Raw genomic sequence first — 12868 nt, 5'->3', positions numbered from 1 at the left:
CTGCATACTGCTTACTGGTGCTGCTAGCTGGCGTTACTCACGGGTGTTGCTCCCCGCCGGCTGCACGCCGGCCTAACGGGACTCGACCTCGTCGATCCGCTCCGCGCCGAACGCCTCACGGAGCAGCCGCACCGCCTGCTCCTCACTGGACTGACGGGCGGTCCGCTCATCAATCACCTCGTCCAGCGGCTCGTCCCCCGGATCGAACCCCTCATGCACCACCGCGGAAGCCGTACCACCGCGCGGCGCACCGTCGTAGTCCGGATCGTACGGCGGCTCGCCGGCCCAGTCCGGCTCCGCCATCCGCCGCGACGGGGCGGCGGAACGCTGCGCCCGCCCCCCACCGGCAGCCGCCGCCCGGGCAGCGGCGATCGCACTACTCGCCGGGGAACCGCTCGTCGTGGACGGCCGGGATGCAGCCGCAGCGGCAGGCGCCGCACCCGCGCCGGAGACCCGGCCAGCACCCGCGGCCGTCCCCGCCGCGCCCGGTGCTGACGGTGCCGCTCCCGGTGCTGATCCTGCCGACGCCGCTGCTGACGGAGCCGTGGCGGCCGCCCCCGGCCCACCCGGACGGGCTGTCGCGGGCCACTCCTCGGCCCCGCTGCCGGCCGGCTCGGGCGGGGCAGCAGCCCCACCGGGGCGCGCCGGCTCTGGCCACTCCTGCTCATCGGCGGACCCAGCGGAGCGCCGGGCCGCACCATCAGCCGCTCCACCGCCAGCCACCCCGCCGCCAGCCGCTCCACCGCCAGCCGACGAACGGGTCGGAGCGGCTGGAGCCGCCGCCGGCTCCGGCCGCGCCGGCGCGGCCGCAGGCCGAGCCGGGCCGCTGGAACGGGGCCCGGCAGCGGGTCCGCCGACCCGCTCACCAGCTACCTCGCACCTGATCTGCCAGCGCTCGCCCAACTCCTCGTGGAGGGACTCGATGAGCAGATCCGGCTCGTTGGCAAGCGCCTGGGCGTGAAACGGATAACGGAAGGCCAGCACGAGGGTCTGACCGTCGACCTCGTGGACCGTCGCCTCCCGTGCCCAGGCAGCGGCCTTCTTACTCTTGCGACCCACCAGGCCAACCACCTCCGACCAGCGCCGCCGTACCGCGGCCGCGTCGAGTGGGCCCGGGCCGGTCGTACCCGGCCGGGGCGGCTCGGGGGTGGCCGGGTCGGGCATGACCGCCGGCCGGGGGGAGGTGCGGCGAGCATCGTCGGACGCGGCCGGACCAGCCGGGCCCGGCGTACTCGCGGACGTCGCGGTAGCCGCCGGGCCGGACGGGGAGTCGGCCGCTGACGCGGGAGACGGGGCGGCGGCCGACGCGGAAGGCGTACCACCTGCCGGGGCAGGGGCAACCGGCACGGCGGACGGGCCAGCAGCCGGCGGGGCTGGGGCAGCCAGCGTGGCGGAAGTCGGCGCGGGGACAACGGCCGACGGGACACCGGCGCTGGCGCTGGCGCTGGCGCTGGCACCGGCACCGGCACCGGCACCGGCGAGCGTGAGCCGACGCTCCAGAGTTTCGAGGCGTTGCAGGAGGCCAACGGTCGAGTCGTCGGCGCCGGGCAGGAGCAGCCGGGCGCAGATCAACTCCAACAGCAGCCGGGGCGCGGTGGCACCCCGCATCTCGACCAGGCCGTCGTGCACGATGTCGGCGCACCGGGACAGGGTGCCCGGCCCAAGCCGCTGCGCCTGGGCGGTCATCCGCTCGATCTGGTCGTCCGGGCCGTCCACCAGACCCTTCGGCGCGGCGTCCGGCACCCGCTGGAGGATGATCAGGTCACGCAGGCGCTCCAGCAGGTCGGCGGCGAACCGACGCGGGTCGTGACCGGCACCGACGATCCGGTCAACGGTGGCGTACGCCGCCGCACCGTCCCCCGCGGCGAGCGCGTCGCACATCTCGTCGATCAGCGCCGAGTCGGTGACACCGAGCAGCGCGGCGGCCCGGGCGTAGGTGACGCCCTCCGGACCGGCCCCGGCGATGAGCTGGTCGAGCACCGAGAGACTGTCCCGGGCGCTGCCGCCGCCGGCCCGCACCACGAGGGGGAAGACCGCCGGCTCGACCTGGGCCCCCTCGGCCTGGCAGAGCTGTTCCAGGTAGGGCCGGAGCACCTTCGGCGGGATCAGCCGGAACGGGTAGTGGTGGGTCCGCGACTTGATCGTGCCGAGGACCTTCTCCGGCTCGGTGGTGGCGAAGATGAACTTGACGTACTCCGGGGGCTCCTCGACCAGCTTCAGCAGGGCGTTGAAGCCGGCCGACGAGACCATGTGCGCCTCGTCGATGACGTAGATCTTGAAGCGGCTCTGCGCCGGCGCGAAGAACGCCTTCTCCCGCAGCTCGCGCGCGTCGTCGACGCCGCCGTGACTGGCCGCGTCGATCTCGATGACATCGATCGAACCGGCACCATCGGTGGCCAGCGCCCGGCAGGAGGCACAGGTCCCGCAGGGCTCCGGGGTCGGGCCGTGCTCGCAGTTGAGTGACCGGGCCAGGATTCGGGCGCTGGAGGTCTTGCCACAGCCACGCGGCCCAGAGAAGAGGTACGCGTGATTGAGCCGCCCGCTGCGCAGCGCCTGCGACAACGGCTCGGTGACATGCTCCTGCCCGATTACCTCGGCGAAGGTACGTGGCCGGTACTTGCGGTAGAGCGCCAGCGCCACAGCGTCCCGCCTCCTCTCGACCGAGCCATTCTGCGCCGGTCCGGCCCGGGTGACCACCCGCCCCGCTGGCCCTGGGGCAAGGAAGGAACCGAATTGACGCCCGCGTTAACAGAAGGAGCCCTTGCTGGCAAGGCAGCTCAGCGGCAGGTGCCGACGGCGGCACCGAAAGGCCCCCCGTGCACCCGCCAGAGCCCGCTTATCCTTGCTGCCTTCCGGCCCTGGGGAGGTTCACGAGATGCACGCCGCACGGGGGGTGCAGACAGCCTACCCGACCTGATGTCGATCAACGGGGGGTGGTGGGGTGGGCGCCCTCGGCGGGACCTGTATCCTGTTCGGCGGAGGATTCGCCTAGAGGCCTAGGGCGCACGCTTGGAAAGCGTGTTGGGTTTACACCCTCACGAGTTCGAATCTCGTATCCTCCGCTCGCGGTTAGCGCGTAAAGGCGCAGGTCAGGCCCCGGTTCACGCCGGGGCCTGACGATCTTTAGGGGACAGGTAGGGGAGATCGCCCAGCGGGCTCGCCACTCCCCCGCGACAGTCGGTTCAACACCCCCGCCACATACCCCTTCGCGTAGCCCCCACGCCGCGCCTCCTCCAACTCGGCGGCGAGCTGTTCGCGAAGGTGCACCTCCAACCGGCGCCGCTGATCGACGACCACCGTGCGCCTGCGGGCGCCTGCCCGGGAGAGTTCGCCCACGACGAATTCCTGGCGCCGCGCCTCCATGTCGTGGCCCATCGTGTCAATGACATCGAAGCAGGCCCGGACCTCGCCCCGAAGCCACTGGCTCTCCTGTCGGAGCCGGTAGATTTCCTGGTGCAGGCGTTCGCGCTTATTGGTCATTGCGCGCTGGTAGGCGGCGGTGGCGGCGTGTGCCGCGCGGGTGGCCAGCGGCATGGCGGGGCGACGGTGGGGGGTGGGAGGGATAGTTCATGGCGCTGTCGAAGACCTCCATCGAGTGCCGACAGGAGCGTGCTCATCGAACACATGCACGAACGGTAGTACCTCTCTGGACGCTCCGCTCAACAGCCCATTCGAGGCGGCTCGCCTCACTGTCTCCGCGAGGAATCCCGAAGCTCAGGTTCATCACAGCCGGAAGCTCGGCGTTCCGGGTTATCCACTCGATCCCGATGATGCTGTCATTCCTGGCGCGCCCGATGCAGTTGAATGCCTTCACCGGACTGACAGTCACGCCCTTGGCCACACCACTGGTCGTCCCGGCGAGGGCCCCGGCGACCTGAGTCCCATGACCGTTGCAATCAGCCGTGTCAGTGGTCAGGTCGATGCTGTTGTGGCCAGCAGCGACCCGGCCACTGAACTACGGGTGTCCCGGCCACAGCCCACTGTCGACGATGTACGCACCCACGCCGGAACCTGTGCTGGGGTATCGGTACTTTTCATCGAGTAGGCTCTCGCGCGGGTCGATCCGATCTAAGTGCCAGGGCGGGCTGGACTGCTACCGCCTCCGTCGAGGGTAACCTCTACATTTTGCTCGACCGCGACGACGTCGGGGTGCGATGCCAGGTTGCGGGCTTCGGCCTCGCTCATATCTGCCGAGAATCCATGTAATGATACGGGATAGAGGCGAGATAGATTGCCGCCATACTGGGCCAACAGTTCTCGGGAAAACTGCTCCAAGTTTTCGTCGGTCACCGCTCCGGTCCGGAGACTGACGATATAGCTGCCAGCAATGGCTTCCTCGGATCCGGCAAACGTGATGACTTCCGTCACCGGTTTCGTACTTTGTGGCTTGGCAGTGACGATCGGGCTTAATGCACTCTCACCCGCGTCGTTCTCCGCAGTAACCCTGAACTCATAGAGATGCCCAGGGATAAGAAGACCAACGTTGTGAGAGGTTTCAGTCAACGCAGTGGAGTGCCGGACGAAATGAGTCTGACCGCCAGTCGAGTCGCGTTGGTAGACCCGGTAGGATTTAGCCCCTGTGACCGTCACCCAGGACAGTTCGGCGTTTTCATCAGCGGCTGAAACCGTAAGCCCGGAGGGTGCAAGCGGCACTCCCGGGGCCGTAGACAGCGGCCAGTCCACCTCGACGAAGCGGGGGCGATATATGCGGGCATCCGCCAGCAAGTCACTAAACTCCATGCTGTTTACGTTGTACGACAGCAAGAGTTTTCCGGTGCGGGCCAGCTCTGGGTGAAGGCGGACATCATAAATGACCTTTTTCGATCCTGCCTGCACCTCTGGCGCCGTATATACGTACCTTGGCCCGGAGAACGGGCCGGTCGGCGATGTGGCCGTGTATACGGCGATCTGTGAATCAAAGAGCAGGTTATTTTCGTGAGTGACCAGCGCATACTGCGCGCCTACCTTATTCATCGAGTATGCGGTGCCGACACCGCTGAGCATACGCCGAATCGCGTTCGGGTCGGCGGACCACGCCGAACCGGTCCAGAACTGCCACGGCCCGCCCAGCGCTCCGATTGGAGCGCGGGCGACATGAGCGAATTTCATTCGCCCCGGAGCTGACGACGTGCCGTAAATGTAGGTATGTTCACCTTCGGTGAACAACGCCGCTCCCCATGCTACGACGGAACCGAGCGAAAGGTCCTCCACGGAGGCGAGAGTCAGGGATGGCAGGTTGAAGGTCGCCAGCGCGTTGCCGGTCAACTCGAAGTCCAGCGGGCCGGAGCCATTACGCCGATGTCGATTGTACAGGACTTTGAGCATGCCATCTTCGACAATTCCGTCGGCCGACCAGAAGAACTCACCATTCTCCCCAGCGGGTACCACGAGTGCCCGTGGCTCATCCGAAGTACCGCCATGAAGGGTTGTTGTAAGCTGCTCTCCTTCTTGCACCACCATGGCGTTGTTCACCATCGGGCTGCACATAGGCCGAGTGTGATCAGCGTTGACAGTGCCGAGGAAGGCGTCGGAGAAGAGCCAGACGAGACGACCGTCGGGCAGGGCAACCGACGCGGTCCCATCAGCTCCCGTCCAGTGTCCACCGGCGTCACCATAGGCGTTGAAAAGGCTGTTTAGGCTAGTGGCAGTCATTTCCCCCACAGGAACAGCGACGGCCGCATTTTCGGGCATTCTCCCCCGATGCGAATGCAAACACTGTCGAAGCCTCGCATCCATCGGTGACCTTGTCCACCCTTAGCATTCCAGCCGGGGATTTGTGATTACGACCCTACCAGATCATCGAAGTAAACAATGTCAAACTGGCGACTTTGACGCCTATATGCGCATTTTTGTCGGAACTGAAGCCCTTGCCGACAATCTGCCCGGTGTGGTGGGGGTTAGGGACTCCAAGGACCCGACCGGCCCGGCGCTGGCCTTCGGGCCGGCGTCGTGGCGGGCGTTCGTCGCCCAGCTTCCAGGACGCGACTGACCTACCCTCCGAATGCGCCCGTCCCGACCTGGGGCGGGCGCATTCGTCGTTGCGACCGATCCCCGAAGAGTCTCCGGTAGCCGTCCGTGCTGGCGGCGGCTGCGGGACACCCGATTCGCGACAGTGCCACTACTATGAGCTACGCATCAATCTTGGGGGAGGACTGGTGACGGTGCTACGGGTGGTACCGGACGTGTTGGATAGGGCGGCCGGCGTCTGCGTGGACCTCCGCGAGGACCTGCGGCGCGAAGCGGCCGATATCGGGGACGAGACAGGAATGGCTGTCTCCGGATTGCAGCGGTGGCGGACCCGAGCAGCGCTAGAGCAGCCTCACGAGTCCTGGCTGGACGATCTGACCAGGCTGACCGGCTACCTCGACCAGCTCGGTGCCGCTTTCGGCGACTGCGCGCGGGAATACCGCTACAGCGACGAGGCCAACGCCGCTCACTTCGACATCCGCGGGCGGTGAACGCTCGGTGGTCACCTACGCCGATCTTCGCCAGGCCCGCCTCACCCCGCTTCGCTACGCCGCGCACCGCTGGACGGAGCTCTCCCTGGCCTGCGCGAAGCTGGAGCAGCGGAGCGGTGCTGACTTGACCGGTCCGCTGCGCTCGTCGGGCTGGGAGGGGCCGGCTGCCCACGCGGCGTTCTACCGGTGTGACCAGCTCGATGACGAGTTCGAGGTCGCGAGCTTGCGCATCCGAACGGCCGCCAGCGTGTTGCGGCAAGCAGCCGAGGAGTTCGAGGAGCTGCAGCGGAGGCTGCTGTCGGCCGTCGAGGCAGCCCGCTTCCTGGGCCTGGTCGTCAACGGCACCGGCCGGGTATCCCCACCACCCATACCGGCGGCGGGCAGGAATGACCCGGACGCGGAGCCCGTCTACCAGCGGGATGCGCAAAACGCGTCAATCTACAGTGACCTAATTGCGAAGCTCGTCGCGGAGGCCACCGAGGCCGATGCTCGTATCACCCGTGCGTTGGCTCGGCTTCCGAGCGACCTGCCGGGGCAGCATGCGTGGGAATACAACAAGACCAGTGACGGTGCCTCGGCCGCCGCTGAGGCCCTTGGGCTCTCCGCGAACGAGATCCCGGCCCCGGACAGTGACCCGGCAGGCGTGGTGGCGCGAGCTGTCCGACGATGATCGGCGCATCTACCTGACCGGCGACCCGGAACGCATCGGCGCTCTCGACGGACTGCCCGCCGCAGATCGGGATAGGGCCAACCAGTTGGTGTTGCGTAACTTCATCGGCGATAACGTCAACCACAGCGAGCAGGATAATCCGCAGCACGCGACCGCATTGATGCTACTGAACAAGCTTGAGGGCGCGGAGAGCAACCCGCAGCACAAGCGCCTGTACCTGCTGTCGGTTGACCCGGGCGGCGATGGGAAGGCGGCCGTCTCCATTGGTAACCCTGACGCGGCTGCCCACACCGCCGTCCTCGTCCCCGGCGTCGGCACCGAGCTCGACGACATTGGTGGATTGATCCGCCGAGCCGACCGCCTGCAGGAGGCCGCGTTTGAACTCGAACGCGATAAGTCTGACATCGCCGTTGTGGCGTGGCTCGGCTACGACACCCCGTCGCTCGACACCGACATACCTTCTGCGGTCTTTGGGGGCAAGTCGGAAGCTGGCGCCAAGGCGCTCGACGGCTTCGTCAACGGACTGCGTGCCGCCCATGATGGGACCGCCTCCCATGTCACTGCCATCGGGCACATCCTCGAGGCAAGTGGCGAGACCAAGACCCCCGGTTGGCGTTATGACGGCGTCAGGGCCTCAGGCTATAAGGTAGTTAGCAACCAGGGACGCGGCTGGGCGAAGCACCGTTTCATCCTCGGCGTTGGTGGCTGGGATGTGAACCATCCCGAGCACTGCCTGCGCGGTAAGGGTACAGCTTCTGGTACGGTCAGCGCCGATCGGGTATGCTCTGTCCTCTAAAGTTGCCAGCACCTGGTGAGCCAGAGCAGAGGGCCCGGTTACGATGGATTTGCCCGTCGAACGAAACGCAGGGTGGAGTTCGCGTGAGCTCCTCAATGTCGCATTAGTTCTCGCAGCTGCGGTAACGTTGGTGGTCAACTTTATAATCGCAGTGCCGGTATCGATAGTTGCGGCCATTGCAAGTGCCCGGGGGGCTAGGGCATCCAAAGACCATCGAGCCCTCCACCTCGTGATGCTATCGCTCAGCCTCGTGCTGTTCGCTGCGTCCGTGATCATGGTGTTTGTGCTACTCCCAGCCGGATCGTCGCCGCAAATCGACACCACAGTGGTGCCGGCGAGCTAAGCGATTGGTCGACCGGGAACGACAAAGGCATCACTAATGATCGTGAAAGGAGCCGCAGTCGACATCCGCAGCTCCTTTTACGATCATTAGATTTGATGCGGCCAGCACGGTGACGGTGTGTGGAGAGCCGTGGCGGTGGCCAAGGCGGGGCCGATCCGATTCTCCGACATGGCCAACCCGCATGATCAGCGTGGGCTTCGCCCTCGCCCGCTGCTTCGTCCCGAAGGAACCGGCGGCTGTCGTTGAGCTGCGTCAACAGCAGGGCTGAGCTGTCCGAACGGTCCACCGGAGTCCATGGACGTCCGGCGTTGCTGACGCCCGTCATAACCCAGTTGGCCACCCAGCCGGGCGTCAGACGTTGAAGCGGAACTCAGACCGTCTCGCCCGCGACCTGGGGCGGCCCGGTCGACGTGCTGCTTACGCTCGCTCCTGGGCTCACGTCGTTGGTGGCTGGTTGCCAAGGTTCGACGCTGTCTTTTGCCCCGTGTGCGCCCCGGCGGCTCCCACGGCCGTTTTAAGATCGATAGTTGCGGTGGGTGACGGGGCGGCGGGAGGCGTGTCGGATATGGACGAAACTCCGTTGAATCCAGGTCTTCTTCACGGAACTGGTGCAACGGAGCTTCGTCATGTCGCAGTCTGTCATCTTCGCCACCGATCTGGTGTCCACACCGCCGCCGACCGGGGATGTGTCGTCCACGCCGTCGTGTCACGGTCTGCTCGAGTTGTTCCTCGCCGTGTCCGACGGCCGTTCGGACCAGGGCCGTGATCATCCGGTCGCGGTCGTACTCGCGTTGGTTGCTGCGGCCACGGTAGCTGGGCTGAAGGGCTACACCGCTATCAGCGGCTGGGTCGCTGACGTACCGACCCAGATCCTCGACAGCCTGTACACACGGGTCGAGGCCCGGCCGGCCAGACGGCCGTCACGCTCGACGCTGTGGCGGGTCTGCACCGACACCGACGGCGACGTCCTAGACGCGGTGATCGCCAAGTGGACCACCGCCCAGCGCCCCACCATCGGCGAACAGACTCCCACCAGCAGCGACACACCGACACAGGTCCGTCTGGATGGTAAGACCATACGCGGTGCCGTCGACGCCGACGGCGAACAACCGCATCTGCTGTCCGCCCTAGCCGGCTCGCTGGGGCCGGACCCGGCCGCCGTCGTCATCGCCCAGACGCCGACCGACGGCGCCAAGACACAAGAACCAGCGGCCGCCCGAGCCCTGCTGGAAACCCTTGATCTGCGTGACGTGACCGTGACAGCCGACGCGCTGCACACCGTCAAGGCCACCGCCGACCTCATCCGCCAGCAGGGTGGCCACTTCGTGCTACCGGTCAAGGAGAACCGGGCCGCGCTGTTCGACGCCCTCGACGCGCTGCCCTGGGCCGACACCCCGACCGGTCACGAGAGCACCGAAACCGGGCACGGCCGTACCACCCGCCGCACCATCCGGGTCCTACCCGCCCCCTCCGGCCTGCCGTTTCCCCACGTCCGCCAGGTCTGGCTGATCGAACGCTACGCCACTGCCAACAACGGCGAACGGTCCGCCGTGGCGCAGCTGGGAGTCACCAGCCACCGCGCCGAGTCCGCCGGACCGGCCGAGATCGCCGCGTTCAACCACGGCCAGTGGGCCATCGAAACCCTGCACTTCATCAGAGACACCTGCTACCGCGAGGACCACTCCCGCGTCCGCACCCGCTCCGGACCCCGCGTCCTGGCCTCACTACGCAACCTCGCGATCAACGCCCTACGCCTGGCCGGCCGCACCGACATCACCGAAGCCACCCGATGGGCCAACCGCAACATGACCAGGCCATTCACGATTCTCGGCCTCGCCGAATGATGTTGAAACGGCCGTGGCCCCGCACCCCACAACGCGGAGTTCGGTGGCAATATCTTCGACATCGACACCTCCGGTCATAGCGGATATTGGGAAAAGGGTGGCCAGAGCCTGAGGTCTCAGGCAGCGGTAATTCTGGGCCACTACCCAGCAGCCGTTCTCGAGGACGGGAGTGCGCCATGACCTCCTTTCGCCAGAAAGCATGGCAGCGAACTGCCGTCTTTTCGGCCCTGCTGTTTCTCACCGCTTCCTGTTCCGGAGGCCCCGGCTCCCCGTTTGGAAAGGATGAACCGTTGCAGACCAAGCCTGTTGCCGAGGTGGCTGCTCAAGCTGAGGATCGCGCTCAGGCTGCAGCTACTGCCGCTGGGGCTTCATTGGAGAACTGGCGCGTCGGTGCCGCCCCCTGTTTGGGTCATTCCGGGGAAATTACCGATAATGGCAGCTGGGATTTGGCTGGCTTCGCCACGATCTGGGTCGATGCTGAAGAGCAGCTCTCTATCCTGGATCGGATCCGCGACATGCGGCGGAAGCAGGGCTACGAGATCACCGAGGATCACGTCTTCGATGATGACACTGGAGGTAGTGTCTCAATGCGTGACTCGGATACAGGCATCACTATGAGCCTCACCACCAACAAAAATAGAGACGGTCTCGCTCTAATTCTGGCCAGCGCTTGCTATCTACCGGTGGAGGGGGAGGATCCGGCCAACGATGGTGAAGTCTGGCCCCCTTTTCAGCCATCGGCAGCACCGGATAGCGTCCGCGGCTCCGATGGTGACGCCTGAATTGGCTCATTTAGTGCGTGCCGTGGATGGCGTCAAGGGCGGCTTGGAGGTCGTCGGGCAGCAACCACGAATGGGAACTACGCAACCGGCTGGCCCTCAGCGCCGCCAACATCCGCGCCGAGCACGTTGCCGACCTGCAAGCCGAACTGTCCGCGCTACCCGCACCCGCTGCGCCACCGCCCGACGAACCCGAGGACACCTCAACCCCACTAACTTCGTAGAGCCTGGAATGTGTGCGACGGATGGCCGGACCTGTGCGGCGCCAACCCCTACCACCTCAATGCGACCACTGGGCGACTAACGGTAATAGCAGCTCCATAATCGACGAGTAAAGAAAGTTAATGGCATTTGCGCCTTTTGCGACTAATGGAACGTCCGACACGGACAGGCTGAGACGAAACCAGTCAGCTTCAGAAGCGCGGGCGTACGGGAATTCGGTACGCCGCGACGCGCCAGGAACGACCACACGGACAGGTGACGGCGTGACGTGGCGGGCGGGAATACCGTCGACTGTGGCGGTCGACTACCGGCTCGTCGCTTGGCGATGTAGGTCCAACACAAGTAGCGCCATGGGGGTGCCCCATGGAAGGCTGGATGTCCCCACCTGTTGCCAACCTGCCCGCTCATATATGCGGCGTGCAGCTGACTCCGGGTTGGAGGCGAGGGTTGCCCACCGTTCGGCTCGATCAGCGAGAAGACTGTGCATCAGTCTCCGACCGACCCCGTGGCTCTGGTAACCAGGATGGACAATCCACTCCATGACCGCAACCTTGTCGACTTTGCGTAGCTCTGAGGGCGGTTCTTGGTCGGCGCGGGACCACCAGGTTCCGGCGGGCATAGTCCATCCGTAGGCTGCCCCTATAAGCGGCCCCTCAGCATGAGCTGTAACCAGAGCGAACCCAGGGAAGCTGGCCTCTACGGGGAGCTTTTCCCGGAATCGTGCGACCTGTTCGGGGCCTTCGTTGTATGGGGGGCCGGTGTACACGGCGGTGTACAAGCCGGCTAGGTCGTCGAAGTGGCGCTTGGCGGTTCTGCCGACACACTGGCCGTAGGTAACCATTCCCGGATGCTATGCGGTCACCCGGTCGGCCAGTTCTCGCATCTCCGGTCGACGCCGTTCCGTACCCGGCACCGCTGCGACAACCTGTCCTGCCACCGCCCGGAGGACCTTGTTATGGTGCTCGGCTGGAAGGTCATCGAGGACATCGGTGGCGAGGTTGAGCCCGTCGGGGACATCACCGCCGCGGATCAGCGCGGCAGCATGGTGTAGCTGTACCTGAGCGCGGAGCCGGGCTAGCGCCGGCGGATACAGGTGCAGGGCCCGGTCGCGGGCGAGGGTGGCCTCGTTGAGTCGGCCGGCGTGTGCGTACACCCACGCCTCTGTGTGCCGGAGTCGATGCTCGGGCCAACCCCACAGCCCATCCACATCATCGATCACCGACCCGGGTAGGTCCTCAGCTCGGTCGGAAAGCTGCCGTACGGTCGCGATCGCCTCCATGTGCCGGCCCGAGAGTGAGAGGGCTTGGGCGCGTCCGGCGAGCAGCCCGCATACCGCCGCCGATGAACTTCCAGCGGTGAGGTGCAGGACCTGGTTGGGTCCGGGTGATCCGGGTCCTCGATCGGCCGACCTACCCCGGGTGGGCGTGGGTGGAGGGCTACGAGTTGGACAGACCAGACGGCAAGGCGGTCCGGAAGCGGCAACTTTTCATCAAATGTGGAGGACGCGATGGGCGATAGTCAGAATCTGATCGATCACTACGTGCACAGCTACGACGAAGGCGGTCGCCTGGAGGCGACCATTCGGGGTCGGCTGGAGGCGGCCCGGTTGCGCGAGTTGCTGGACCGCTATTTGCCGCCAAAATCCAGGGTCGCTGACATCGGAGGTGGACCGGGCGCGCACGCAGCCTGGATGAGAGGGCGGGGACACTCGGTCGAGTTGTTGGATTCGGTGGCCCATCACGTCGAGCAGGCCCGC

The 12868-nt window shown here is 66.1% G+C and carries 13 protein-coding genes, 1 tRNA gene and 1 other RNA gene; 8 read left to right on the top strand and 7 right to left on the bottom strand.

Annotated elements, in window-relative coordinates:
• Positions 1–72 precede the first annotated feature (72 nt).
• The gene (locus tag T398_RS12665) at positions 73–2640 is read right to left on the bottom strand and encodes a DNA polymerase III subunit gamma and tau (RefSeq protein ID WP_496446860.1); all 2568 of its coding nucleotides are present in this window, start codon (positions 2638–2640) and stop codon (positions 73–75) included.
• 165 nt (positions 2641–2805) lie between these two features.
• Positions 2806–2896: signal recognition particle sRNA small type (gene ffs, locus T398_RS12660), an RNA gene on the bottom strand.
• An 81-nt stretch (positions 2897–2977) separates the two neighbouring features.
• Between ffs and T398_RS12655 the strand changes: the two genes are divergently transcribed.
• Positions 2978–3062: transfer RNA gene (locus T398_RS12655), tRNA-Ser, on the top strand.
• Positions 3063–3123: 61 nt separating this feature from the next.
• Here T398_RS12655 and T398_RS12650 read toward each other — a convergent pair.
• The 3 genes from T398_RS12650 to T398_RS12640 form a co-directional block, all read right to left on the bottom strand.
• On the bottom strand, positions 3124–3534 hold the full coding sequence (locus tag T398_RS12650) for a hypothetical protein (RefSeq protein ID WP_496446859.1): 411 nt from the start codon (positions 3532–3534) through the stop codon (positions 3124–3126).
• A 79-nt stretch (positions 3535–3613) separates the two neighbouring features.
• Complete coding sequence (locus T398_RS12645; RefSeq protein ID WP_496447025.1) at positions 3614–3916, bottom strand: S8 family serine peptidase; 303 nt, start codon at positions 3914–3916, stop codon at positions 3614–3616.
• Positions 3917–4068: 152 nt separating this feature from the next.
• Positions 4069–5652 (bottom strand): DUF5005 domain-containing protein, encoded by a 1584-nt coding sequence (locus T398_RS12640; protein WP_496446858.1) that lies wholly within the window; start codon positions 5650–5652, stop codon positions 4069–4071.
• Between the two features lie 187 nt (positions 5653–5839).
• On the opposite strand from T398_RS12640, the gene T398_RS12635 reads away from it, so the two are divergent.
• The 6 genes from T398_RS12635 (at position 5840) to T398_RS12610 (ending at position 10893) form a co-directional block, all read left to right on the top strand.
• A complete protein-coding gene (locus tag T398_RS12635) occupies positions 5840–5989 on the top strand; it encodes a DUF397 domain-containing protein (RefSeq protein ID WP_496446856.1) in 150 nt (49 codons plus the stop codon).
• A gap of 166 nt (positions 5990–6155) precedes the next feature.
• Positions 6156–6458: a WXG100 family type VII secretion target gene (locus T398_RS12630; protein ID WP_496446854.1), complete on the top strand. Its 303-nt coding sequence runs from the start codon at positions 6156–6158 to the stop codon at positions 6456–6458.
• A 7-nt stretch (positions 6459–6465) separates the two neighbouring features.
• Positions 6466–7128 carry a hypothetical protein gene (locus T398_RS12625; RefSeq protein ID WP_496446852.1) on the top strand — a complete coding sequence of 221 codons (663 nt, stop codon included), beginning with the start codon at positions 6466–6468 and terminating at the stop codon, positions 7126–7128.
• Positions 7088–7924, top strand: a complete 837-nt coding sequence (locus T398_RS12620) for an alpha/beta hydrolase (protein ID WP_496446851.1) — start codon at positions 7088–7090, stop codon at positions 7922–7924. The genes T398_RS12625 and T398_RS12620 overlap by 41 nt, the downstream gene beginning before the upstream one ends.
• 969 nt (positions 7925–8893) lie before the next feature.
• Complete coding sequence (locus T398_RS12615) at positions 8894–10111, top strand: ISAs1 family transposase (protein ID WP_496446850.1); 1218 nt, start codon at positions 8894–8896, stop codon at positions 10109–10111.
• A gap of 176 nt (positions 10112–10287) precedes the next feature.
• On the top strand, positions 10288–10893 hold the full coding sequence (locus T398_RS12610; RefSeq protein WP_496446848.1) for a hypothetical protein: 606 nt from the start codon (positions 10288–10290) through the stop codon (positions 10891–10893).
• Positions 10894–11416: 523 nt separating this feature from the next.
• Here the strand turns inward: T398_RS12610 and T398_RS12605 are convergent.
• Together T398_RS12605 and T398_RS12600 are read right to left on the bottom strand one after the other, a co-directional pair.
• The gene (locus T398_RS12605) at positions 11417–11953 is read right to left on the bottom strand and encodes a GNAT family N-acetyltransferase (protein WP_496446846.1); all 537 of its coding nucleotides are present in this window, start codon (positions 11951–11953) and stop codon (positions 11417–11419) included.
• Positions 11954–11962: 9 nt separating this feature from the next.
• Positions 11963–12391, bottom strand: coding sequence for a hypothetical protein (locus T398_RS12600; protein ID WP_496446845.1), 429 nt, complete (start codon positions 12389–12391; stop codon positions 11963–11965).
• A gap of 228 nt (positions 12392–12619) precedes the next feature.
• On the opposite strand from T398_RS12600, the gene T398_RS12595 reads away from it, so the two are divergent.
• A partial coding sequence (locus tag T398_RS12595) for a class I SAM-dependent methyltransferase (RefSeq protein ID WP_496446843.1) occupies positions 12620–12868 on the top strand: 249 nt, incomplete at its 3' end.

This window comes from Salinispora goodfellowii (genome assembly GCF_059570675.1).
Note: the sequence above shows the minus strand (reverse complement) of the source record. Positions and strands in the feature narration are given on the sequence as shown.